Consider the following 23,536-nt stretch of genomic DNA (forward strand, 5'->3'; position numbering starts at 1 on the left):
CAGCGAATGCCCGGCCTGTGACGCGCCAGTATGAACCGTGCCCCACGCTGGTGCGTGTTTCCGCAGTAAGCCGAGAGAAAGGCCGGACATGAGTGATGATCAGGCGCTGACCCGACCGGTCACCCAGAGCCGCCGTACCCTGCTCGCCGGAGCCGGAGCGGTCGGCGCGGCCGTGGTGCTCGCGGGCTGCGGCAGCGACGACGACGCGTCCCCCGGGCTCGCCCCGACCAGCGGCGGCCCGCCCGGCGCCACCGCGACCGGCGACGCCGGCGGCGGCGACCGGGACGGCGGCAGCGCGCTGGCGCGCACCTCGGACATCCCGGTCGGCGGCGGCGCCGTCTTCGCCAGCCAGGGCGTGGTGATCACCCAGCCGGAGGCCGGCCAGTTCAAGGCGTTCGACCCGATCTGCACCCACCAGCGCTGCCCGGTGTCGAACGTCGACGGCGGCACGATCAACTGCACCTGCCACAACAGCCGGTTCTCGATCGTCGACGGCTCGGTGAAGGGCGGCCCGGCCACCAAGCCGCTCGCGGCGAAGGAGATCAAGGTCGACGGCGACCAGATCAAGCTGGCCTGACCCGTCCGCGCCCCCGTCGGCCGGTGGCCGGCGGGGGCGCGGCTACGGTCGGGTGTCAGGGGTGCGGACTAGGCTTGACGCCGTGGCTGACCCCTCGACCTACCGTCCCGCGCCCGGCACCATCCCGGAGTCGCCAGGGGTCTACCGCTTCCGCGACGGCACCGGCCGGGTGATCTACGTCGGCAAGGCGCGCAACCTGCGCAGCCGGCTCAACTCCTACTTCGCCGACCCGGTCGGCCTGCACCAGCGCACCCGGCAGATGGTGTTCACCGCCGAGTCGGTCGACTGGATCACCGTCGCCACCGAGGTCGAGGCGCTCCAGCAGGAATACACCTGGATCAAGCAGTACGACCCCCGGTTCAACGTCCGCTACCGCGACGACAAGTCGTACCCCTATCTCGCGGTCACGCTCGACGAGGAATACCCCCGGTTGCAGGTCATGCGCGGCGTGAAGCGCAAGGGCGTGCGCTACTTCGGGCCGTACTCGCACGCCTGGGCGATCCGCGAGACGCTCGACCTGCTGCTGCGGGTCTTCCCGGCGCGGACCTGCTCCTCCGGGGTGTTCAAGCGGGCCGGGCAGGTCGGCCGGCCCTGCCTGCTCGGTTACATCGGCAAGTGCTCCGCGCCGTGCGTCGGCAGCGTCACCGCCGAACGGCACCGGGAGATCATCGACGGCTTCTGCGACTTCATGGCCGGCCGCACCGACACCATGGTCCGGCGGCTGGAGAAGGAGATGCTCGACGCCAGCGAGCAGCTGGAGTTCGAGCGGGCCGCCCGGCTGCGCGACGACGTCGCGGCGCTGCGCCGGGCGATGGAGAAGCAGACGGTGGTGCTCGGCGACGGCACCGACGCCGACGTGGTCGCCTTCGCCGACGACCCGCTCGAAGCCGCCGTGCAGGTGTTCCACGTCCGCGGCGGCCGGGTGCGCGGCCAGCGTGGCTGGGTGGTGGAGAAGACCGAGGATCTGACCACCGGCGACCTCGTGCACCACTTCTGCACCCAGGTGTACGGCGGCGAGCAGGGCGAGGCCGACGTGCCCCGCGAGCTGCTCGTCCCCGAGCTGCCCGGCGACGCCGACGCGCTCGCCGACTGGCTCACCGCCCGCCGGGGCAGCCGGGTGTCGCTGCGGGTGCCGCAGCGCGGCGACAAACGGTCGCTGCTGGAGACCGTCGAACGCAACGCCAAGGACGCGCTGGCCCGGCACAAGCTCAAGCGGGCCGGTGACCTGACCACCCGCAGCCAGGCGCTCGACGAGATCGCCGACGCCCTGGCCATGAACACGTCGCCGCTGCGCATCGAGTGCTTCGACGTGTCGCAGATCCAGGGCACCGACGTGGTCGCCAGCATGGTCGTGTTCGAGGACGGGCTGCCCCGCAAGAACGAATACCGCCGGTTCATCGTGCGCGGCGCCACCGACGACCTGTCGGCCATGTCCGAGGTGCTGCGGCGGCGCTTCGCCCGCTACCTCGACGCCCGTGCCGAGACCGGTGAGCTGGGTGAGGAGACCGCCTCCGACCCCGACCGGCCCGGCATCGACCCGACCACAGGGCGGCCGCGCAAGTTCGCGTACCCGCCGCAGCTCGTCGTGGTCGACGGCGGCCCGCCCCAGGTCGCCGCCGCCGCGAAGGCGCTCGCCGAGGTGGGCATCGACGACGTGGCGCTGTGCGGGCTGGCCAAGCGGCTGGAGGAGGTCTGGCTGCCCGACGACGAGTTCCCGGTGATCCTGCCGCGCACCTCCGAGGCGCTCTACCTGCTGCAACGCGTACGCGACGAGGCCCACCGCTTCGCCATCACGTTCCACCGCCAGCGGCGCTCGAAGCGGATGACCGAATCGGCGCTGGACAACGTCCCCGGTCTCGGCGAGGTGCGCCGCAAGGCGCTGCTGCGGCACTTCGGCTCGCTGAAGCGGCTGTCCGCCGCCACGGTGGAGGAGATCACCGAGGTGCCCGGGGTGGGCAGGCGTACGGCCGAGGCGATCCTGGCCGCGCTGGACGGCTCCCCAGCCGACGCCGCCCCCCGTTCCTGACTTTCGCTGCTCGCCGTCCGGCTTTGCTCGCTGTCCGGCTTGCCGGCACGTCACTGTCACGCCCGAGGTGGAACCTCATGGGTGTCTCCGCCCCCGTTTGACACCCATCAGGTTCCACTGACGGTGAGCTTCCCATTTGGTGCGACTCTGTCCCACATTCTGAAAGCCCTGACAGATCTTGGTAGGAAACGGCCCCTATGAGGGCCGTTTCCTACCAAGATCTCGCTGGCTCCCATCACGTGGCCTGCCAATCTCATGTCGCGGAAGGGGCGCCCGCTAGCCCCGCAGCAGGCATCCGATTCTCGCGCGATCTTGCACTTGATGCCCGCGAGATGTCCGTTTTGCGGGAGCTCGCCGGGGAGCAAAGTGCAAGATCGCGTGGTGGTGCAGCCCGGCCCGGGCGATGGCGTGACGGGTTTGGTGAGCTGTGTCCGGTTCGGTTGCGGGGCGTGGGTGTGGTCGGTGCCATCGTGCGGGTGGAATCGGCGGCGGGCGCGGGGCGTTGTACATGGCTGACCGCCCCGGCACCAGGGCCGAGCGCCGAACACCCGGCCCGCCCCGGCAGCCGCAGCCGCGGCAGGTCGGGGAATCGGCCCGGCCCGGTCGTCGTTACATCCCCGAGCGACGGGCACCCCGCCGTCGCCGGGAATGGCCCCGGCCCGCACGTCGTTACACCCCCGAGCCGCGGAGCAGGCCCCCTCGGGCCACCCGCGCCACCACAGCCCGCTCTCTGACGGGCACCCCCGAAGACTTCCCCCCTTCCGCGGCGCCCCCGCCGCGGTCATCCCCCAACAGGGAGGCAACCATCATGGCTACCACTCTGCTGCGTAAGACCGTTCTGACCGCTGCCGGTATCGCCGCCACCACCGGAGGCATCGCCGGCCCCGCGATCGCCGCCCACGCCACCCCCACCGGCAACACCACCGCCGCTGTCGCCGACCGCAAGGGCCACGGCGAGCGGGAACTCGACGTGCGCTACGAGGCCCAGCCCAACTTCTACTTCTGCGGCCCCGCCGCCGCCCGCAACGCCCTGTCCGTACAGGGCAAGAACATCGACGTCCACGCCATGGCCCGCGAGATGGGCACCACCGAAGCCGGCACCAACAGCATCAACGACATCACCCCCGTACTGAACAAGGAAACCGGCGCCAGCAACGCCTACAAGTCCGTCGAGATCAGCACCCCCAAGGCCGACGACAAGCAGACCGACGCCCTACGCGCCGACGTCGTCAAGACCGTCGACGCCGGCCGGGCCGTGGTCGCCAACATCGCCGGCACCGCCACCGACACCGACGGCACCACCCACTCCTTCGAAGGCGGCCACTACATCAGCGTCATCGGCTACCGCGACGACGGCCACACCGTCACCATCGCCGACAGCGCCAACCCCAACACCGCCACCTACCGCATGAACATCGACAACCTCGCCGACTGGATCGCCACCCGCGGCTACAGCACCAGCTGACCACCACCCCGCCGCACACACGACTGCACAGCAAGAGCAAGAGCACGCGACAGGGCCCGACCCCACCACAGGGGTCGGGCCCTGTCGTGCGTGTGTCAGGACTCGGCGAGGACGGCCAGGATCGCCTCGCCGTACTTGGCGAGCTTGTTCTCGCCGACCCCGTTGACCCGGGACAGCTCAGCCAGCGAGGTGGGCGGCTCGGCGGCGATCTGCCGCAGTGTCGCGTCGTGGAAGATGACGTACGCCGGGACGCCCTGTTCCTTGGCGGTGGCCGCGCGCCACGCGCGGAGCCGCTCGAAGACGGGCGCGGCGGCGGGGGAGAGGTCGGCGACGACGGTGGCCGCGCCCCGCGGCTTGGCGGACCGGCCGGCCGGGCGCTCCGGCTCCTTGCGCAGGGTGACCGTACGGCGGCGGCCGAGCACGTCCGCGCTGGCCTCGGTCAGCGCCAGCGTGCCGTAGTCGCCCTCGACGGCGAGCAGACCCTCGGCGAGCAGTTGCCGCACCACGCCACGCCACTCGGCCTCGCGCAACTCGGTGCCGATGCCGAAGGTGCTCAGCGCGTCGTGGCCGTGCTGATCGATCTTGTCGGTGTGCTTGCCGAGCAGGATGTCGATGCTGTGCCCGGCGCCGAACCGCTGGTTGCGCTCGCGGTCGAGCCGGTAGACGGTGGACAGCAGCTTCTGCGCGGCGACGGTGCCGTCCCAGGACTCCGGCGGTTCGAGGCAGGTGTCGCAGTTGCCGCAGTCGGCCACCTCGGTCTCGCCGAAGTATTCGAGCAGCTGGGCGCGGCGGCAGCGGACCGTCTCGCAGAGCGCCAGCATCGCGTCCAGGTGGGCGGCGAGGTTGCGCCGGTGCGCCAGGTCGCCCTCCGACGTCTCGATCATCTTGCGTTGCTGCACCACGTCCTGGAGCCCGTACGCCAGCCAGGCGGTGGACGGCAGCCCGTCGCGCCCGGCGCGGCCGGTCTCCTGGTAGTAGCCCTCGACCGACTTCGGCAGGTCCAGGTGGGCGACGAAGCGCACGTCGGGCTTGTCGATGCCCATGCCGAACGCGATGGTGGCGACCATGACCAGGCCGTCCTCGCGCAGGAAGCGCTGCTGGTTGGCGGCGCGGGTCGAGGCGTCCAGCCCGGCGTGGTACGGCAGCGCGGGGATGCCGTTGGCGACCAGGAACTCGGCGGTCTTCTCCACCGAGGCCCGGGACAGGCAGTAGACGATGCCGGCGTCGCCCGGGTGCTCGTCGCGCAGCAGGCCCAGCAGCTGACGGCGGGGCTCCCGCTTGGGGACGATGCGGTACTGGATGTTGGGCCGGTCGAAGCTGGCCACGAAGTGCCGGGCCTCGGTGAGCCGCAGCCGGGTGGCGATCTCGGTGCGCGTCGCACGGGTCGCGGTGGCGGTCAGCGCGATCCGCGGTACGTCCGGCCAGCGCTCGTGCAGCATCGACAGGTTGAGATAGTCGGGACGGAAGTCGTGCCCCCACTGCGAGACGCAGTGCGCCTCGTCGATCGCGAACAGCGCGATCCGGCCGCGTTCCAGCAGGCCGATCGTGGAGCGCACGGCGAGCCCTTCCGGGGCGAGGTAGAGCAGGTCCAGCTCACCGGCGAGGTAGGCCGCCTCGACCCGGCGCCGCTGCGCGGGATCCTGGGTCGAGTTGAGGAACCCGGCCCGGACGCCGACCGCGGTGAGCGCGTCGACCTGGTCCTGCATGAGCGCGATCAGCGGGGAGACCACCACCGCCACGCCGTCGCGGACCAGCGCGGGGATCTGGTAGCACAGCGACTTGCCGCCGCCGGTGGGCATGAGCACCAGCGCGTCGCCGCCGGCCACCACGTGCTCGACGATTTCCTGCTGGAAGCCGCGGAAGGCGTCGTACCCGAAGACCCGGCGCAGCACCTGAAGCGCGTCGTCGGTCTGCGGGGCGTTGGTCCGCTCGTCGGTGGGGGAGACCATCCGCGCAGTCTACGAGCGTCCCCCGACACCGCCCGTCGCGGCGAGCCGTCACGAACGCGGCGACATGTTCCGGTCGTCACCCCGTGGAATCCCGGACCGGGTCGCAGCCGTTAGAGTCGCTGATTGACCATGCGCGGCCGACCGGCCGCGGCGCCACGGCTGGGGGTAGCGGGTGAGCGAGGCGCGTACAGCGGGTGACCTGGGGCCGACCGAGGGGGAGACGGCGTCGGCCGAGTCGGACACCTCCCTGGTGGTGGTGACCGGCCTGTCCGGCGGGGGGCGCAGCACCGTGGCCCGGGCGCTGGAGAACGTCGGCTACTACGTGGTCGACAACCTGCCCCAGGCGCTGCTGCTGGACATGGCCGAGCTGGCGTTCAAGGCCGGCGGCGCGGCCCGGCGTACGGCGATGGTGCTGGACGTGCGCTCGCGCGCGTTCTCCACCGACCTGGCCGGGGCGATCCGGGAGCTGCGTGAGCGCGGTTTCCAGCCCCGGGTGGTCTTCGTCGACGCCGACGACGAGGTGCTGATCCGCCGGTTCGAGAGCGTGCGCCGCTCGCACCCGTTGCAGGGCGACGGACGGCTGGCCGACGGCATCGCGGTCGAGCGGACGCTGCTGGAGGAGGCCCGCGAGCAGGCCGACGTGATCATCGACACCAGCCACCTGAACGTGAACCAGCTGCGCCGCCGGGTCGAGGAGCTGTTCGGCGGCGAGGACGCCCGCCGGCTGCGGATCACCGTGATCTCGTTCGGCTTCAAGTACGGCCTGCCGCCGGATGCCGACTTCGTGATGGACGCGCGCTTCCTGCCGAACCCGTACTGGGTGCCGGAGCTGCGCGAGCACACCGGCCGGGAGGAGGCGGTGAGCGCGTACGTGCTGGGCCAGGAGGGCGCCGACGCGTTCGTGGCCGGCTACGCCGACCTGGTCAACGCCACCACCGCCGGGTTCGAGCGGGAGGGCAAGCGCTACCTGACCGTGGCGGTCGGCTGCACCGGCGGCAAGCACCGGAGCGTGGCCATCGCCGAGGAGCTGGCCTCCCGGCTGCGCCACTCCGGCATCGCCGCCAACGCCCAGCACCGGGACCTGGGGCGGGAGTGACCCCGACCAGGGTGGTCGCCTTCGGCGGCGGGCACGGGCTCTCGGCATCGCTGCGGGCGCTGCGTCACTGCGTACCCGAACTGGACCTGGACATCACCGCGGTGGTCACCGTCGGTGACGACGGTGGCTCCAGTGGCCGGTTGCGCGCCGAGCGCGGCGGCCTGCCGCCCGGCGACCTGCGTCAGGCGCTCGTCGCGCTGGCCGGCGACCATCCGGCCACCCGGCGCAGCGCGGCGTTGTTCCAGCACCGCTTCGCCGCCGCCGTGCCGCCGGCGCCGACGATCGCCACGCCGGTCCCGGTCGCGGTCGGCGACTCGCTCGCCGGCCACGCGGTCGGCAACCTGCTGCTGCACGGGCTCACCGAGCTGCTCGGCGACCCGGTGGCCGCGCTCGACCACGCCGGGGCGATGCTCGGCGCGGTGGGGCGGGTGCTGCCGATGTCCCGCCAGCCGGTGGGCATCGAGGCCCGGGTCCGCGGCGCCGACCCGGAGCATCCGGACGAGGTGTCCACGGTGCGTGGCCAGCACCAGGTCGCGGTCACCCCGGGCACCGTCGAGTCGCTGCGGCTCAACCCGTCCGCGCCGGCCGCGTGCGCCGAGGCGGTGACTGCGGTACGCGCCGCGGACTGGCTGATCTTCGGGCCGGGCAGCTGGTACACGAGCGTGCTGCCGCACCTGCTGGTGCCGGGCCTGGCCGACGCGATCGTGTCCAGCCCGGCGCGGCGGCTGGTGACGCTCAACCTGGTGGCCGAGAAGGAGACCTCGGGGCTCTCCCTGCCCGACCATCTGGACACACTGCGGCGCTATCTGCCCGAGCTGAAGGTGGACCGGGTGCTCGCCGACTCCACGGCGGTGGCTGATCCCGTGGCGGTCGAACGTGCGGCAGAATCGCTGGGTGCCCGGCTGGTCCTCGCTCCCGTCGCCGTCCTCGACGGCACGCCCCGTCATGATCCAGCCGCCCTGGGCGCCGCGCTGGTGCCTGTCCTGCGCGCCGATCGTTAGACACGTACGTAATCACCGGCGACACGCCGGAACCGGTCCGTGAGGGGGCGCACTATGGCGATGACGGCTGCGGTCAAGGACGAGCTGAGTCGGGTCGACGTGCCCAAGCCCTGCTGTCGCCGGGCGGAGATGGCCGCCCTGCTGCGTTTCGCCGGCGGCCTGCACATCGTGTCGGGCCGCGTCGTGGTCGAGGCGGAGCTGGACACCGGCGCGGTGGCGCGCCGGCTGCGGCGGGAGATCGCCGAGGTGTACGGCTACCCGAGCGAGATCCACGTGCTCGCCTCCGGCGGGCTGCGCAAGGGCAGCCACTTCATCGTGCGGGTGGTCAAGGACGGCGAGGCGCTCGCCCGGCAGACCGGCCTGCTCGACGTGCGGGGCCGCCCGGTGCGCGGCCTGCCGCCGCACGTGGTGGCCGCGAACGTCTGCTGTGCCGTGTCGGCCTGGCGGGGCGCGTTCATGGCGCACGGCTCGCTCACCGAGCCGGGCCGCTCCAGCGCGCTGGAGATCACCTGCCCGGGCCCGGAGTCGGCGCTGGCGCTCGTCGGCGCCGCCCGACGCATCGGCATCACCGCCAAGAACCGCGAGGTGCGTGGCGTGGATCGGGTGGTCGTCAAGGACGGTGACGCGATCGCCGCGCTGCTCACCCGCATCGGCGCGCACTCCAGCGTGCTGGCCTGGGAGGAGCGACGGGTACGCCGGGAGGTGCGCGCGACCGCGAACCGGCTGGCGAACTTCGATGACGCCAACCTGCGCCGCTCCGCCCGCGCCGCGGTCGCCGCCGCCGCCCGGGTGACCCGCGCGCTGGAGATCCTCGCCGACGACGCGCCGAACCACCTGACCTCGGCCGGGCGGCTGCGTCTGGAGCACCGTCAGGCCTCGCTGGAGGAGCTGGGTGCGCTCGCGGAGCCGCCGCTGACCAAGGACGCCATCGCCGGCCGGATCCGCCGGCTGCTCGCACTGGCCGACAAGCGCGCCCGCGACCTGGGCATCCCGGATACGGAAGCGGCAGTCACGCCGGACATGCTCGTGGTCTGATAGGACTCAGGCGGCGGCGCACCGCGAGCGGGATCACCACCCGCCGCAGCGCGACGCCGTGCGCTCGGATATGGTCGCTGCGTACGGCAAGGGGGCCGCGCACAGGCATCCCTCGCCGTGCTCACCGCCTCGGGCGGTCAGGTCTCCGTGACCGCGGCGGGGTGGCCGAGATGACATGTCGACGGCCGGCTCCAACGGTCGGCGCACACACCTCCGCCGGCCGCGTTCTGACGCCGGCGGACCAGAACGCGAGGAGATGGGACCTGTGACCATCCGGGTTGGCATCAACGGCTTCGGCCGGATCGGCCGCAACTTCTTCCGGGCAGTGCTGGCGTCCGGCGCTGACATCGAGGTCGTGGCGGTCAACGACCTGACCGACAACGCGACGCTCGCCCACCTTGTCAAGTACGACAGCATCCTGGGCCGCCTCCCGCACGAGGTGAAGGCCACCGCCGACGAGATCACCGTGGGCGGCAAGACCATCAAGGCGTACGCCGAGAAGGACCCGGCCGCGCTGCCGTGGGGCGAGGTCGGCGCCGACGTGGTCATCGAGTCCACCGGCTTCTTCACCGACGGCACCAAGGCGAAGGCGCACCTCGACGGCGGGGCCAAGAAGGTCATCATCTCCGCTCCGGCGAAGAACGAGGACGTCACCGTGGTCATGGGCGTCAACCAGGACCAGTACGACCCGGCCAAGCACAACATCATCTCGAATGCCTCCTGCACGACCAACTGCCTCGCGCCGATGGCGAAGGTCCTGCACGACACGTTCGGCATCAAGCAGGGTCTGATGACCACCATCCACGCGTACACGCAGGACCAGAACCTGCAGGACGCGCCGCACAAGGACCTGCGCCGGGCCCGGGCCGCCGCGCTGAACATCGTGCCGACCTCGACCGGCGCCGCGAAGGCCATCGGCCTGGTCCTGCCGGAGCTCAAGGGCAAGCTGGACGGCTACGCGCTGCGCGTGCCGATCCCGACCGGCTCGGCCACCGACCTGACCGTGGAGGTCGGCCGGGAGACCACCGTGGACGAGGTCAACGCCGCGCTCAAGGCCGCCGCCGAGGGCCCGCTGCGGGGCATCCTGACCTACAACGAGGACCCGATCGTCTCCGCCGACATCGTGACCGACCCGGCGTCGTGCATCTTCGACGCGCCGCTGACCAAGGTGATCGGCAACCAGGTCAAGGTCGTCGGCTGGTACGACAACGAGTGGGGCTACTCGAACCGTCTGGTGGACCTGGTCAAGCTGGTGGGTCAGTCCCTGTGAGTGCGAGGAGCGAGCTCGCGAGCCCCGCAGTCACGAACGGAGGGCTAGCTCTGTGACGATCCGTAACCTCGACGACCTGCTCGCCGAGGGGGTGTCGGGTCGGCGCGTGCTGGTACGCGCCGACCTGAACGTCCCGCTCGACAAGCAGACCGGGGAGATCACCGACGACGGCCGGATCCGGGCCGTCCTGCCGACGCTGAGCGCGCTGGTGCAGGCGGGCGCGAAGGTGGTCGTCTGCTCGCACCTGGGCCGCCCGAAGGGCGCGCCGGACCCGCAGTTCAGCCTCCGCCCGGTCGCCGGGCGGCTCGGTGAGCTGCTCGGCGCCCCGGTGCACTTCGCCGAGGACACCGTCGGCGACTCGGCGCGGTCCACGGTGGCCGCTCTGGCCGACGGCCAGGTCGCGCTGCTGGAGAACCTGCGCTTCAACAAGGGCGAGACCAGCAAGGACGACGCGGAGCGGGGCGCGTTCGCCGACCAGCTCGCCGCGCTCGGCGACTCCTACGTCGACGACGCGTTCGGCGCGGTGCACCGCAAGCACGCCAGCGTGCACGACGTGTCGGCCCGGCTGCCGCACTTCGCGGGCCGCCTGGTGCTGCGCGAGGTCGAGGTGCTCAGCCGCCTCACCGGTGAGCCGGAGCGGCCGTACGTGGTGGTGCTGGGCGGCTCGAAGGTCTCCGACAAGCTGGCCGTGATCGAGGCGCTGCTGCCGACCGTCGACCGGCTGCTCATCGGCGGCGGGATGTGCTTCACCTTCCTCAAGGCCCAGGGCCACGAGGTGGGCACCTCGCTGCTGGAGAAGGACATGGTCGAGACCTGCCGCAACCTGATGGAGCGCGCGCCGGGCAAGATCATGCTCCCGGTCGACGTGGTGGCCGCCGACGCGTTCGCGCCGGACGCCGCGCACGACACCGTGCCGGCCGACGGCATTCCGAGCCACCGGCTGGGCCTGGACATCGGCCCGGAGACGGTGGCCGGTTTCGCCGCCGCGCTGTCGCAGGCGAAGACCGTCTTCTGGAACGGCCCGATGGGCGTGTTCGAGATGGCGGCGTTCGCGAACGGCACCCGGGGCGTGGCCGAGGCGATCACCAAGGCCGACGCGTTCAGCGTGGTCGGCGGCGGCGACTCGGCCGCGGCGGTGCGTGCGCTGGGCCTGGACGAGTCCTCGTTCGGGCACATTTCCACCGGCGGTGGCGCCTCCCTGGAATACCTGGAGGGCAAGACCCTCCCCGGCATCGCGGCCCTGGAGAACTGAATGGCGAGCACGACCCGCCGGCCGCTGATGGCCGGCAACTGGAAGATGAACCTGAACCACCTCGAGGCCAACCTGCTGGTGCAGAAGCTGGCCGCGAGCCTGAACGAGAAGCAGCTCACCGACGTCGAGTGCGTGGTGCTGCCGCCCTTCACCGATCTGCGTACCGTGCAGACGGCCGTGGACGGTGACAAGCTGCTGATCGGCTACGGCGCGCAGGATCTGTCGCCGCACCCGTCCGGCGCGTACACCGGTGACATCGCCGGTCCGATGCTGGCCAAGCTGGGCTGCGGTTACGTGGCGGTCGGCCACTCCGAGCGGCGGCAGTACCACCACGAGGACGACGCGCTGGTCAACGCGAAGGTGTCGGCGGCGCTGGCGAACGGGCTCACCCCGATCCTCTGCATCGGCGAGGGCCTGGAGGTCCGGGAGCAGTCGGGTCAGGTCCGGCACTGCTGCGACCAGCTCGACGGCGCGCTGAAGGGGCTCACCGCCGAGCAGGTCGCCAAGGTCGTCGTGGCGTACGAGCCGGTCTGGGCGATCGGCACCGGCAAGACGGCGACTCCGGACGACGCCCAGGAGGTCTGCGGCGCGGTGCGCAAGCGCATCGCCGAGACCTACGACGAGGGCACGGCCGAGCAGGTCAGGATCCTGTACGGCGGGTCGGTCAAGGCGTCGAACGTCGCCGCGATCATGGCGCAGCCGGACGTGGACGGGGCCCTGGTCGGGGGCGCCAGCCTGGACGCGGAGGAGTTCGCGCAGATCTGCCGGTTCCCGGAGCACACCGCCCGCTGATCGCTCGCTATCCTTGACGCTGCCCGTCCACCGGTCGGTGCCGCAGTGCCCGACAGGTCCGGGCAGTGATCGCAACGAGAGGACTGACCCCCGCCATGCCGATCTGGTTCGCCTACACGATGATCACGTTGCTGGTCATCACGAGCGTCCTGCTCACTCTGCTGATCCTCCTGCACCGCGGTAAGGGTGGCGGGTTGTCGAGCATGTTCGGCGGTGGCGTCAGCTCCAGCCTGGCCGGTTCCTCGGTGGCCGAGAAGAACCTCGACCGCTACACCGTTCTGGTGGGAATCGTCTGGTTCGCGTGCATCGTCGGGCTCGGGCTCTGGCTGCGGTTGCAGATGGCCAGCGGCACCTGAGCCGGCGCTGAGAAGCGTACAATCTGCGCGCGGTCCGTCACGGACCGCGCGCAGTTTTGTTTCTCCGCGCGTCGCCCGTCGCCCACCCCTCCGGCGGCGGTCCCCTCCGACGACAGGGAGCGAGCAACCGTGCCCAGCAACAACGTCATCCGCGGCACCCGGGTCGGGTCCGCCCCCGAGCGGTTCGACCAGCGGGTCGAGCCCGCGCCGCGCCGACCGGTCGTCTACTGGTGCCGCCACGGGCACCGGGTCGAGTTCCTGATCGCCGCCGAGGCGGAGACGCCCGCCTCCTGGGAGTGCCCCCGCTGCGGCGAGCCGGCCGGCCCCGACCCGGGCGACCCGCCGGGCCGCCAGCGCGCCGAGCCGTACAAGTCCCACCTGGCGTACGTGCAGGAGCGGCGTACGCCGGAGGAGGGTGAGGCGCTGCTCGCCGAGGCCCTCGACGCGCTGCGCCGACGCCGCGGCCGCGCCTGAGCCGGTCGTGAAGGGCCCGTCCGGGCCCTCCACGGCGGTTCAGCGGAGGCTGCGCAGGCGTGGCGGCACGTTCGCCGCCGCGGCCCGGTCGAGGAGCCAGAGGGTACGGGAGACCCCCCGCACACCGGCGGCCGGCAGCTGCACCGGCCCGGCCCCGGCCAGCGCCATGCCCACCGCCCGGGCCTTGTCCGCACCGGCGGCGATCAGCCAGACCTCCTCGGCCGTGTTGATCGTCGGCAGGGTCAGCGTGGTCCGCACCGGCGGCGGCTTCGGGCTGCCCCGCACCGCGCTGACCGGCCGGTTGTCGTGGTGCACCGGGTGCTCCGGGAACACCGACGCCACGTGCCCGTCCTCTCCGACGCCGAGCATCAGCACGTCGAAGTGCGGCACGATCGCGTTCCCGGGCCGGGCGGCGGCGGCCAGCTCCCGCGCGTACCCGGCGGCGGCCGCCTCCGGGTCGTCACCCGCAGCGCCGTCCGACGCCGGCATCGGATGCACCCGGGCCGGGTCGAGCGGCACCGTGTCCAGCAGCGCCGCCCGCGCCTGCGTCTCGTTGCGTTCCGGGTCGCCGGCGGGCAGGAACCGCTCGTCGCCCCACCACACGTCGACCCGGGACCAGTCGACCGCGTCCCGGGCGGGCAGCTGCCCGACCGCCCGGTACACCGCCGCGGCGATCCGCCCGCCGGTCAGGACCACAGACGCCTGACCGCGTTCGGCCTGCGCGTCGAGCAGCTTCACCACCAGCCGGGCCGCCACCGCCTGCGCCAGCAGGTCGGGGTCGGCGTGTACGGCGACACTCGCCTCAGTCATCCGTCGTGCCCTCGTGTTCCGACCGCCCACCGGCGGTCACCTGTGCCTCCGACCGCCCGGTCCGGGCGGTCACTCGTTCGCGGTCGCGCCCGCGTGCGCGGTCACGCCGGCCTCGGCCCGCTGGGCGGTCGCCGGATCCTTCCACACGTGCACCCGCTGGACCGGGCGCTCGTCGAGCCCGGTGATCCCGGCCGCAGCGCCGAGCGCCTCCGCGTACACCTGGTCGGCGTCGAGGCGGCGCAGCTCCTCGGCCAGCTCGTCACCGAGCGGCCGGCGCACCAGCGGCAGTGTGCGGTCCTCCTGCCCGGTACGCCGGAACACCGCGATGCTGTCGTCCCGCGTGAGCGTCAGCTCGTCGCCGTTGGCGCAGCGCAACTGCACCTGGCGCATCCGGGGGAACTCGTCGGTGGCGGTCAGGACCGGGTCGATGCCGAGCCGGGCCTTCAGCCAGCCGCGCATCAGCGCCGCCGTCGGGTCCGACGGGGGAGCCACCACGCTGGCCTCGGTGACCCGGGCCTGAGTGGTGTCGAACGCGCCCGCCACCAGCGTGCGCCACGGGGTGATCCGGGTCCACGCCAGGTCGGTGTCGCCCGGGGCGTAGTCGTGGGCCCGCTGCCCCAGCGCGGCGATCGGGTCGGCGGCCTGCGCCGAGTCGGTGATCCGCCGGTCCGCGACCACGCCGAGGAAGTCGGTGGAGATCTCCGCCGGCGGCTCGCCGTGCCACCACGTCACCACCGGCACGTCCGGCACCAGCAGCGGCATCACCACCGACTCGGCGTGCAGCGCGAGCCGCCCGTACATCCGGGTCACCACCGCCTCGCACGGCCCGAGCCGGCCACCCACGACGATCTCCGCGTCCAGTCGGTTGCGGTCGCGCTCCACGTCGGAGCGGACCACCACGAGCAGCCGGCACGGATGCGCCGCCGCGGCGATGGTGGCCGCCGCCTCCGCCTCGCGTACCCGCTTCTCGTCCACCACCACGATCAGCGTGAGCGCCATGCCACTGGCCACCCCGCCCGCGCTGCGCCGCTCCGCGGCCAGCGCCTTGACCACCTCGTTGCCGGTGGTGTCCCACAGCCCGATCATGCTCTTCTCCAAGCCCGGCCCTCGCGGGCCAGCATCTCGTCGGCGGCCCGGGGCCCCCACTCACCGGCCCGGTACGGCTCCGGGGTCGTGCCCTCCCAGGCGTGCTCCAGCGGGTCGACGACCTGCCAGCTCTGCTCCACCTCGGCGGCGTCCGGGAACAGCGTCCGGTCGCCGATCAGCACGTCCAGCACCAGCCGCTCGTACGCCTCGGGGCTGGACTCGGTGAACGCCTCGCCGTACTGGAAGTCCATCGCGATGTCGCGGACCTCCATCGTCGTGCCCGGCACCTTGGAGCCGAACTTCAGCACCACGCCCTCGTCCGGCTGTACCCGGATGACGAGCTGGTTGGGGCCGAGGGACTCCATGTCGGCGGCGTTGAACGGCAGGTGCGGGGCCTTCTTGAACATGATGGCCACCTCGGTGACCCGCCGGGGCAGCCGCTTGCCGGCCCGGATGTAGAACGGCACGCCGGCCCAGCGGCGGTTCTGGATGCCCAGCTTCACCGCCACGTACGTCTCGGTGGTGGAGCCCTCCGGGACGCCCTCCTCCTCCAGGTAGCCCTTGGCGCGCTCGCCGCCCACCCAGCCGGGCAGGTACTGGCCGCGCACGGTGTCCTCGGAGACGTCGTGCGGCACGGTGATCGCCTTGAGCACCTTGAGCTTCTCGGCCCGGATCTCGTCGGCGTCGAAGCTCGTGGGCTCCTCCATCGCGACCAGGGCGAGCAGCTGGAGCAGGTGGTTCTGGAGCACGTCGCGGGCCGTGCCGACGGAGTCGTAGAAGGCCGCCCGGGTACCGATACCGACGTCCTCGGCCATGGTGATCTGCACCGAGTCGACGTACTTGGAGTTCCACAGCGGCTCGAACAGGTTGTTCGCGAACCGCAGCGCCAGGATGTTCTGGACCGTCTCCTTGCCCAGGTAGTGGTCGATCCGGAACACGTCCTGGCGGGTGAAGACGTCGTCGACCAGGTCGTTGAGCGCCTTGGCCGAGGGCAGGTCGTTGCCGAACGGCTTCTCCACCACGACCCGCCGCCAGCCGCCGGACTTGGCGTTGTCCGCCATGCCGGTGCGGGCGAGCTGCTTGAGCACCACCGGGAAGGCCGCCGGGGGGATGGAGAAGTAGAAGGCCGCGTTGCCGGGGATGCCGTGCGAGTCGCGCAGCTCGTCGAGCGTGGCGGCGAGCTGGTCGAACGCGGCGTCGTCGTCGAACGAGCCGCCGACGAACTTGATGTTGCCGGCGAGCCGGGCCCACACCTCCTCCCGCCACGGGGTACGGGCGTGCTTCTTGGCCGCGTCGTGCGCCACCGACTCGAAGTCGCCGTCGCCCCAGTCCCGGCGGGCGAAGCCCAGGACCACGAAGCCGGGCGGCAGGAGCCCTCGGTTGGCCAGGTCGTAGACCGCCGGCAGCAGCTTCTTGCGGGCCAGGTCGCCCGTCACCCCGAAGATCACCAGGGCACACGGCTCGGGGATCCGGGGCAGCCGCCGGTCCTGCGGATCGCGCAGCGGGTTCACCGGGCCACCTCCTCCTGCGTCTCGGTCCGCTGATTCCAGGTCATTGATCGTCACGTGCGTGTCCGTCCGGCCGTTTCGAGGAGCTGGGCGACACCCGCCGCCCGCTCGGTCAGGTGCAGTCGCAGCACCGGTCGCTCCCGGCCGGCCAGGGCCCGCCGGTCGCCGGCGGCCTGGGCCGCCTGGAGCTGCGCGAAGGTGTACGGACGGCCGGGCACCTCCAGATCATCGGTGACCGCACCGGTGATCTGGAGGTGGCGGCCGTGCGGGTCGGTGTGTTGCGGCCGGCGCGGCCCCCAGCCGAAGGTGACCGGGCGTCCGGCGGCCCGCGCCAGCAGCGGGCGCAGCCCGGTGACCGCCGCGTCGGCGTGCCGGTCGAGGTACGCGGTCACCACGAGGTGTTCCCGTTCGCCCAGCCCGTCGAGCAGCCAGCGCAGCGCGCCGGTCAGGTCGGCCGGGGCGCCGCTCGGGGCGTACACCTCGATCGCGCCCTCGACCGACGACGGCGGCCCGCTCTGCGGCGCCGCGTCGTCGTCAATGGGGTCCGGCGGCGCGGCGAACGGGTCGGTCCGCAGCGTCACCGCGGCGGCCGCGGCGGCATAGGCCCAGGTGAGCAGGTGCGCGCCGAGCGGACCGTTGACCGCGACGTCGGCGGCCACGCCCGGTCCGACACCGGCGCCGAGGGCGCCGCCGAGACCGACTGTGAGCACGCCCGGAGCGGTGGCGCCGGGGGAGTCCGGGGACTCCACGACCACCGGCAGCACCCGTCCGCCCGTCGCGTCGGCGAGCAGCGCGCCGGCCCAGCGGCCCAGGCCGTCGAGGCCGGTGCCGTCGGGGACCAGCGCGACCGTGTCCCGGCCGGCTCCGGGCGCCGCGCCCAGGGCCGCGCCGAGCGCCAGGGCCGGGTTGTCCCGGTCCCGGTCGAGCGCGCCGGTGAGCGCCTCGGCCTCGTCCAGCACCTCGGCCACCGGCGCGCCGGCCAGCGCGGCCGGGACCAGGCCGAACGCGGTGAGCGCGGCCCACGGCCCGGCCACGCCGGGCTCCGCCGGGATCACCACCGCGCCCAGCTCGTCGGCGCGTGCCGCGAGTTCCGAGCCGGGCTCGGTGACCACCACGACGTGCCGGGCGGCGTCCGGGCCCTCGTCCGCCCACGCCTGCCGGTAGGCCCGCAGGTGGGCGTCGGTGGTCCGGTCGAGGCCGTGCCGGGCGGCGAGCACCAGGAGGGTACGTGCCGGGCGGTCGGCGAGCGCGGCCCGCACCGGCCCCGGATCAGCGGTGTCGAGCACTGTGAGCGGCCGGCCCAGACACTCGGCCAGCACCTCGGCGGCGAGCGTGTCGCCGCCGGCGCCGGCCAGCACCACGTGGTCCAGGTCGTCCAGCTCGGCGGCCAGTTCGGCGAGCTGGGGGAGCAGGTCCCGGCTGTGCCGGTGGGCGTGCAGCCAGCCCAGCCGGGCGAGGGCCGCCGGCTCGGCGGCGGGCCCCCAGAGGGCCGGGTCCGCGGCGGCGAGCCGGGCCGGGACGTCGTGGGAGACGAGCGTGGCGCGGGTGGCCGCACCGAGGGCGTCGGCCCCGCGCACGGCCAGACCGGCGGCCATGTCCGCCCGCCCGGCCAGCAGGTCACTCACCGCGCCACCTCGGCTCGTTCAAGGCAGACCACCTCACCCGTTCCACGGTACGGCGCGACGCGTCCCGGGGCCGGGCCCCGGGACGCGTCGGACGCCGTCGGTCACGCGTTGCCGCCGGCCTGCTGGGCCGCCTGAGCGTTGCCCTCGGCGGCCCGGTGCGGGCTGCCCGAGCCCTTGGCCGCCTCGGCGAGGGACTTCTTGACCCCCTCCAGCAGCTCCACCCAGCTGGTCTCGAACTTCTCCACGCCCTCGCGCTCCAGCGTGGCGATCACGTCGGACAGGTCCACGCCCACCGACTGGAGGTCGGCGAAGACCTGGCGGGCGTCGTCGTACGCGACGGTGACGGTGTCCGGCTTCGTCTCGCCGTGCTCGGCGTAGGCGTGGATGACCGGTTCCGGCATGGTGTTGACGGTGCCGGGCGCGATCAGCTCCTCGACGTAGATGACGTCCCGGTAGTCCGGGTTCTTCGTCGACGTGGAGGCCCAGAGCGGGCGCTGCGGGTGGGCGCCCGCGTCGGCCAGCTTCTGCCAGCGTGCCGAGGAGAAGACCTCGCCGTAGCGCTCGTACGCCAGCCGGGCGTTGGCGACGGCGGCCTTGCCGCGCAGCGCCTTGGCCTGGTCCGAGCCGATCTTCTCCAGCCGCTTGTCCACCTCGCTGTCGACCCGGGAGACGAAGAACGAGGCGACCGAGCCGATCTTCGACAGGTCGTGCCCGTTCGCCTGCGCCTGCTCCAGGCCGGCCAGGAAGGCGTCCATCACCTGCGAGTACCGGTCCAGGCCGAAGATCAGCGTGACGTTGACGCTGATCCCCTCGGCGAGCGTGGCGGTGATCGCGGGCAGGCCCTCCTCGGTGGCCGGGATCTTGATGAACAGGTTCGGCCGGTCGACCAGCCACCACAGCGCCTTGGCCTCGGCGACGGTCTTCGACGCGTCGTGCGCCGAGCGGGGGTCCACCTCGATCGACACCCGGCCGTCCACGCCGCCGCTGGCGTCGTACGACGGGCGCATCACGTCGCAGGCCCACCGCACGTCGTACGTGGTGAGCATGCGGACCGCCTCCTCGACGTCCACGCCGCGAGCGGCGAGGTCACGAAGCTGCCAGTCGTACTCGCCCGCGTCGCTCAGCGCCTTCGCGAAGATCGTCGGGTTGGTGGTCACCCCGGCGACGTGGCTCTCCCGGCGCAGCTTGTCCAGCCCGCCGGAGCTCAGCCGCACCCGGGAAAGATCGTCGAGCCAGATCGCCACACCGGCGCCCTGGAGCTCCTTCAGCCTGTCCGTCATGCCGTCCACGCTCCCCTCAGTTGCCGGTCGTGAAACCGGTGATGTCGCCCACCCGGGTCAGCGCCGCGTGCGCGGCGGCCACGATCCGGTCGGGGGTGAACCCGAACTGCTCGAAGAGCACGGTGTGCGGTGCGCTGGCGCCGTAGTGCTCGATGCTCACGCACTCGCCGCTGTCGCCGACGATCGCCCGCCAGGACATCGCGATGCCCGCCTCCACGCTCACCCGTGCCTTTACCCCGCGAGGCAGCACCGACTCCCGGTACGCCTCGTCCTGGGCGAAGAACCACTCCTGGCAGGGCATGGAGACGACCCGGGTGGGGGTGCCGTCGGCCTCCAGCCGCTCCCGCGCGGTGAGGCAGAGCTGCACCTCGGAGCCGGTGCCGACCAGGATCACCTGCGGCTTGCCGTTCGACGCCTCGGCCAGCACGTATCCGCCCTTGGCGACGCCCTCGGCGGCGCCCAGGTCGGTGCGGTCGAACGTCGGCAGCGCCTGGCGGCTGAGCGCCAGCGCGGTGGGCCGGTCGGTGTGCTCCAGCGCCTGCCGCCACGCCCAGACCGTCTCGTTGGCGTCGGCCGGGCGGACCACGTCCAGGCCGGGGATGGCCCGCAGCGCGGTCAGGTGCTCGATCGGCTGGTGCGTCGGGCCGTCCTCGCCGAGGCCGATCGAGTCGTGCGTCCAGACGTACGTCACCGGCAGCTTCATCAGCGCGGCCAGCCGCACCGCCGGGCGCATGTAGTCGCTGAACACCAGGAACGTGCCGCCGTACGGGCGGGTGCCGCCGTGCAGGGCGATGCCGTTGAGGATCGAGCCCATGGCGTGCTCGCGGATGCCGAAGTGGAGCGTGCGGCCGTACTCGTCGCCAGGGAAGTCCTTGGTGGCGTGCGCGGCCGGGACGAACGACGGCTCGCCCTTCATGGTGGTGTTGTTGCTCTCGGCCAGGTCGGCCGAGCCGCCCCACAGCTCGGGCAGCACCGGCGCCAGGGCCTCCAGGATCTTGCCGGAGGCGGCGCGGGTGGCGACGCCCTTGGCGTCCGCGTCGAAGGTCGGCAGCGCGTCGGTCCAGCCGGTCGGCAGCGTACGGGTGGCCATCCGGTCCCACAGCGCCTTGCGCTCCGGGTTGGCCTGCGCCCACGCGTCGAATCCGGTGGTCCACTCGGCCTGCTCCTGCGCGCCGCGCTCCAGCACCTGGCGAGCGTGCCCGAGCACCTCCTCGTCGACCTCGAAGGTGCGCTGCGGGTCGAAGCCGAGGATCTCCTTGGTGGCCTTGACCTCGTCCGCGCCGAGCGCCGAACCGTGGATCTTGCCGGTGTTCTTCTTGTTCGGCGCGGGCCAGCCGATGATCGTGCGCAGCGCGATGAACGACGGCCGGCCGGTCTCCGCCTTGGCGGCCAGCAGCGCCTGGTACAGCGCCTCGACGTCCTCGTGGTAGTCGCCCTGGTCGGCGTCGCCCCGGCGCCAGTCGACGGTCTGCACGTGCCAGCCGTACGCCTCGTAGCGGGCCGCCACGTCCTCGCTCTTGGCGATACGGGTGTCGTCCTCGATCGAGATCTCGTTGTCGTCGTAGATCACGCAGAGGTTGCCGAGCTGCTGGTGACCGGCGAGTGCGCTGGCCTCGTGGGTGATGCCCTCCTCGATGTCACCGTCGGAGGCGATGCACCAGATGTCGTGCCGGAACGGCGAGTCGGCGCGGTCCGGCTCCGGGTCGAACAGGCCGCGCTCACGGCGGGCCGCCATGGCCATGCCGACCGCGTTGCCGAGACCCTGGCCGAGCGGGCCGGTGGTGGTCTCCACGCCCGGGGTGTGGCCGTGCTCCGGGTGGCCCGGGGTGAGCGAGCCCCACTGGCGCAGCGCCTTGAGGTCGTCCAGCGCCAGCGGGTAGCCGGAGAGGAAGAGCTGGATGTAGAGCGTCAGGCTGGAGTGCCCGGCGGAGAGCACGAACCGGTCGCGCCCGGCCCAGTTCGGGTCGGCGGGGTTGTGCCGCATGACCCGGTTGAAGAGCAGGTACGCCACCGGGGCGAGGCTCATCGCCGTCCCCGGGTGGCCGTTGCCGGATTTCTCCACGGCGTCCATGGCCAGCACGCGGACCGTGTCGACGGCCCTGCGGTCGAGGTCGGACCAGTTGAGAGCGGGAAGCTCGGGTCGGTTGGCAGCCACGATGGTTGTGCTCCTCGGCAGATGGGCGGAACCCTCACTGATGACCCTATCGAGCGGTGCTAAACGTCCGCCCGGGGATCTCAGCATGCTGTTCTGTACGGATCGCGGACGTTCGGTCGTTCAACCCCAGGTGTGACGGCCCGCACCGTTGCCGGGTCCGCGGGGCAGCGAAAACGACGCCGCGTAGTGTGTGGGGCGGTGTGTGGACCCCAGGGGTCCGGGCCGAACGACCTCCCCCGCCGAATGCCGGAAGGTGGCAATCCGTGAGCATGATCACCGAGCGCCCCGTCAGCAACCCCGCCGGGCAGTCGCCGGTGGGCACGGTGGCGGAGGCGCCGGCGAGCGGTCGGCGGGACGTACGCGCCGTGGTGGCGGCGTACGTGACGCTGACCAAGCCGCGGATCGTCGAGCTGCTGCTGGTGACCACCGTCCCGGCGATGATGCTCGCCCACGGCGGGATGCCGTCGCTGTGGCTGGTCGCCGTCGTGCTGGTCGGCGGCTCGCTCGCGGCCGGCGCGGCAAGCGTCCTCAACTGCTACATCGACCGCGACATCGACCAGCTCATGCGGCGCACCAAGCGCCGCCCGCTGCCCGCGCACACCGTGTCGCCGCGCAGCGCCCTGGTCTTCGGCCTGGTGCTGGCGGCCGTCTCGGTGGCGCTGATGGCGGCGACGACGAACTGGCTGGCGACGGTGCTGACGGTCGCCGCGATCGCCTACTACGACCTGGTCTACACGCTGTGGCTGAAGCGGACCACGGCCGCCAACACGTTCTGGGGCGGCATCTGCGGCGCCGCGCCGGTGCTGATCGGCTGGGCCGCTGTCACCGGCTCGCTGGCGCCGGCCGCGTGGGGTCTGTTCGCTGTGGTCTTCTTCTGGCAGATGCCGCACTTCTACGCGCTGGCCATCAAGTACAAGGCCGACTACGCCCGCGCCGGTGTGCCGATGCTGCCGGTGGTGGCCTCGGTCCGGCGGGTCAACGCCGAGATCATCGGCTTCTCCTGGCTGACGGTGCTCTCCTCGCTGGCGGTCTGGCCGCTCGGGATGAGCCCGATCTACGGGGTGACGGCGCTCGTGGTGGGCGGGATCTTCCTCGTCGAGGCGCACAAGCTGTGCCGGCGCGCGACGCGTGGCGAGGCGGTCAAGCCGATGCGGCTGTTCCACTGGTCCACCACGTACCTCACGATCCTCTTCGCGGCCGTCGCGCTCGACGCGCTGCTCTGACCCGCCCGTCCGGCGGTTCATCAGAAATTTTTTTCGGGCTTCCCCGGACGGGTTCAACCCGGACAGATTGTGACGATCCTGCCCGTCCGCTTCGCCCAGATTTAAGCGACATGTACGGGCAAATTACCTGTGGTTCGTCTTAAACCGATGGGTAATTGGCATCACATTCAGTTCATGGTTCTCGCACATCCGGGTGGAACTCTGCTTAGGCTTCGCGTCATGGCAGATGGTTCCGATACGACGCTGACGGCTGACAAGACCGCCGAGCAGGCCCCCAACGGCCTGGTCGCGGGCATCAAGTCGTTCGCCGCCGGACACGGCGGCGCGAAGGCGGTCATCGAGTACGTCGGCAAGCGCGGCGCACGGATCGTCCTCGTGGGTTCCGACGGGGTATGGGCAGACCAGTTCGCCGACGGCACGGACGTCGCGCGGCAGGCCTGCGCGAAGGCCGGGGTCGACGTCGAGAACGCCTGGGAGCGTGAACTGATGGACCAGATGCGTCCGAGCAACGACCTGTGGCGGTCGATGGCCCGGCGCACGATGGCCCGTTGACATA

20 protein-coding genes are annotated in these 23,536 nt (G+C 72.3%); 13 read left to right on the plus strand and 7 right to left on the minus strand.

The window, feature by feature from the left end:
* The first annotated feature begins 88 nt into the window (after positions 1 to 88).
* The 3 genes from F8279_RS08100 (at position 89) to F8279_RS08110 (ending at position 4,068) form a co-directional block, all read left to right on the plus strand.
* Positions 89 to 577: a Rieske (2Fe-2S) protein gene (locus F8279_RS08100; RefSeq protein WP_151499544.1), complete on the plus strand. Its 489-nt coding sequence runs from the start codon at positions 89 to 91 to the stop codon at positions 575 to 577.
* 82 nt (positions 578 to 659) lie between these two features.
* On the plus strand, positions 660 to 2,603 hold the full coding sequence (gene uvrC, locus F8279_RS08105; protein ID WP_151499545.1) for an excinuclease ABC subunit UvrC: 1,944 nt from the start codon (positions 660 to 662) through the stop codon (positions 2,601 to 2,603).
* An 808-nt stretch (positions 2,604 to 3,411) separates the two neighbouring features.
* On the plus strand, positions 3,412 to 4,068 hold the full coding sequence (locus F8279_RS08110; protein WP_151499546.1) for a C39 family peptidase: 657 nt from the start codon (positions 3,412 to 3,414) through the stop codon (positions 4,066 to 4,068).
* A 95-nt stretch (positions 4,069 to 4,163) separates the two neighbouring features.
* On the opposite strand, the gene recQ is transcribed toward F8279_RS08110, so the two are convergent.
* The gene (recQ, locus tag F8279_RS08115) at positions 4,164 to 6,017 is read right to left on the minus strand and encodes a DNA helicase RecQ (RefSeq protein WP_151499547.1); all 1,854 of its coding nucleotides are present in this window, start codon (positions 6,015 to 6,017) and stop codon (positions 4,164 to 4,166) included.
* A gap of 199 nt (positions 6,018 to 6,216) precedes the next feature.
* Between recQ and rapZ the strand changes: the two genes are divergently transcribed.
* The 8 genes from rapZ to F8279_RS08155 all read left to right on the plus strand — a co-directional run bounded on the left by rapZ (position 6,217) and on the right by F8279_RS08155 (position 13,293).
* Entirely contained in the window at positions 6,217 to 7,113 is an 897-nt protein-coding gene (rapZ, locus tag F8279_RS08120) for an RNase adapter RapZ (RefSeq protein ID WP_091421928.1), read from the plus strand.
* A complete protein-coding gene (gene yvcK / locus F8279_RS08125) occupies positions 7,110 to 8,114 on the plus strand; it encodes a uridine diphosphate-N-acetylglucosamine-binding protein YvcK (protein ID WP_151499548.1) in 1,005 nt (334 codons plus the stop codon). Before rapZ ends, yvcK begins: the two co-directional genes overlap by 4 nt.
* A gap of 54 nt (positions 8,115 to 8,168) precedes the next feature.
* The gene (whiA, locus tag F8279_RS08130; RefSeq protein WP_018788213.1) at positions 8,169 to 9,149 is read left to right on the plus strand and encodes a DNA-binding protein WhiA; all 981 of its coding nucleotides are present in this window, start codon (positions 8,169 to 8,171) and stop codon (positions 9,147 to 9,149) included.
* 265 nt (positions 9,150 to 9,414) lie between these two features.
* Positions 9,415 to 10,419: a type I glyceraldehyde-3-phosphate dehydrogenase gene (gene gap, locus F8279_RS08135; RefSeq protein WP_091420436.1), complete on the plus strand. Its 1,005-nt coding sequence runs from the start codon at positions 9,415 to 9,417 to the stop codon at positions 10,417 to 10,419.
* 52 nt (positions 10,420 to 10,471) lie between these two features.
* Positions 10,472 to 11,671: a phosphoglycerate kinase gene (pgk, locus tag F8279_RS08140; RefSeq protein ID WP_151499549.1), complete on the plus strand. Its 1,200-nt coding sequence runs from the start codon at positions 10,472 to 10,474 to the stop codon at positions 11,669 to 11,671.
* Positions 11,672 to 12,463: a triose-phosphate isomerase gene (tpiA, locus tag F8279_RS08145; protein ID WP_151499550.1), complete on the plus strand. Its 792-nt coding sequence runs from the start codon at positions 11,672 to 11,674 to the stop codon at positions 12,461 to 12,463.
* 95 nt (positions 12,464 to 12,558) lie between these two features.
* A complete protein-coding gene (gene secG / locus F8279_RS08150) occupies positions 12,559 to 12,819 on the plus strand; it encodes a preprotein translocase subunit SecG (RefSeq protein ID WP_091420428.1) in 261 nt (86 codons plus the stop codon).
* A 129-nt stretch (positions 12,820 to 12,948) separates the two neighbouring features.
* Positions 12,949 to 13,293: an RNA polymerase-binding protein RbpA gene (locus F8279_RS08155; RefSeq protein ID WP_151499551.1), complete on the plus strand. Its 345-nt coding sequence runs from the start codon at positions 12,949 to 12,951 to the stop codon at positions 13,291 to 13,293.
* A gap of 39 nt (positions 13,294 to 13,332) precedes the next feature.
* Here F8279_RS08155 and pgl read toward each other — a convergent pair whose 3' ends face one another.
* From pgl to tkt, 6 genes are all read right to left on the minus strand, one after another.
* Positions 13,333 to 14,103, minus strand: a complete 771-nt coding sequence (gene pgl, locus F8279_RS08160) for a 6-phosphogluconolactonase (protein WP_151499552.1) — start codon at positions 14,101 to 14,103, stop codon at positions 13,333 to 13,335.
* Positions 14,104 to 14,172: 69 nt separating this feature from the next.
* Positions 14,173 to 15,189 (minus strand): glucose-6-phosphate dehydrogenase assembly protein OpcA, encoded by a 1,017-nt coding sequence (locus F8279_RS08165; protein WP_151499553.1) that lies wholly within the window; start codon positions 15,187 to 15,189, stop codon positions 14,173 to 14,175.
* The gene (gene zwf / locus F8279_RS08170) at positions 15,186 to 16,700 is read right to left on the minus strand and encodes a glucose-6-phosphate dehydrogenase (RefSeq protein ID WP_120568922.1); all 1,515 of its coding nucleotides are present in this window, start codon (positions 16,698 to 16,700) and stop codon (positions 15,186 to 15,188) included. Before zwf ends, F8279_RS08165 begins: the two co-directional genes overlap by 4 nt.
* A 50-nt stretch (positions 16,701 to 16,750) precedes the next feature.
* Positions 16,751 to 18,322 carry a glucose-6-phosphate isomerase gene (locus F8279_RS08175; protein WP_151499554.1) on the minus strand — a complete coding sequence of 524 codons (1,572 nt, stop codon included), beginning with the start codon at positions 18,320 to 18,322 and terminating at the stop codon, positions 16,751 to 16,753.
* A gap of 101 nt (positions 18,323 to 18,423) precedes the next feature.
* On the minus strand, positions 18,424 to 19,602 hold the full coding sequence (tal, locus tag F8279_RS08180) for a transaldolase (protein WP_151499555.1): 1,179 nt from the start codon (positions 19,600 to 19,602) through the stop codon (positions 18,424 to 18,426).
* Positions 19,603 to 19,618: 16 nt separating this feature from the next.
* Positions 19,619 to 21,757: a transketolase gene (gene tkt, locus F8279_RS08185; protein WP_151499556.1), complete on the minus strand. Its 2,139-nt coding sequence runs from the start codon at positions 21,755 to 21,757 to the stop codon at positions 19,619 to 19,621.
* A gap of 263 nt (positions 21,758 to 22,020) precedes the next feature.
* On the opposite strand from tkt, the gene F8279_RS08190 reads away from it, so the two are divergent.
* Positions 22,021 to 22,980: a heme o synthase gene (locus F8279_RS08190; protein WP_151499557.1), complete on the plus strand. Its 960-nt coding sequence runs from the start codon at positions 22,021 to 22,023 to the stop codon at positions 22,978 to 22,980.
* Between the two features lie 219 nt (positions 22,981 to 23,199).
* Positions 23,200 to 23,532, plus strand: coding sequence for a hypothetical protein (locus tag F8279_RS08195; protein ID WP_013287454.1), 333 nt, complete (start codon positions 23,200 to 23,202; stop codon positions 23,530 to 23,532).
* The last annotated feature ends 4 nt before the right edge of the window (positions 23,533 to 23,536 follow it).

The organism is Micromonospora sp. AMSO1212t, assembly GCF_008868145.1.
GTDB classification, from domain to species: Bacteria; Actinomycetota; Actinomycetes; order Mycobacteriales; family Micromonosporaceae; genus Micromonospora; species Micromonospora tulbaghiae.

Bases quoted from the DNA above. Each gene is read 5' to 3' on its own strand.
- F8279_RS08100 (WP_151499544.1), top strand. From the start codon at position 89: ATGAGTGATGATCAGGCGCTGACCCGACCGGTCACCCAGAGCCGCCGT.
- F8279_RS08110 (WP_151499546.1), top strand. From the start codon at position 3,412: ATGGCTACCACTCTGCTGCGTAAGACCGTTCTGACCGCTGCCGGTATC.
- recQ (WP_151499547.1), bottom strand. From the start codon at position 6,017: ATGGTCTCCCCCACCGACGAGCGGACCAACGCCCCGCAGACCGACGAC.
- whiA (WP_018788213.1), top strand. From the start codon at position 8,169: ATGGCGATGACGGCTGCGGTCAAGGACGAGCTGAGTCGGGTCGACGTG.
- tpiA (WP_151499550.1), top strand. From the start codon at position 11,672: ATGGCGAGCACGACCCGCCGGCCGCTGATGGCCGGCAACTGGAAGATG.
- secG (WP_091420428.1), top strand. From the start codon at position 12,559: ATGCCGATCTGGTTCGCCTACACGATGATCACGTTGCTGGTCATCACG.
- pgl (WP_151499552.1), bottom strand. From the start codon at position 14,103: ATGACTGAGGCGAGTGTCGCCGTACACGCCGACCCCGACCTGCTGGCG.
- F8279_RS08165 (WP_151499553.1), bottom strand. From the start codon at position 15,189: ATGATCGGGCTGTGGGACACCACCGGCAACGAGGTGGTCAAGGCGCTG.
- tal (WP_151499555.1), bottom strand. From the start codon at position 19,602: ATGACGGACAGGCTGAAGGAGCTCCAGGGCGCCGGTGTGGCGATCTGG.
- F8279_RS08195 (WP_013287454.1), top strand. From the start codon at position 23,200: ATGGCAGATGGTTCCGATACGACGCTGACGGCTGACAAGACCGCCGAG.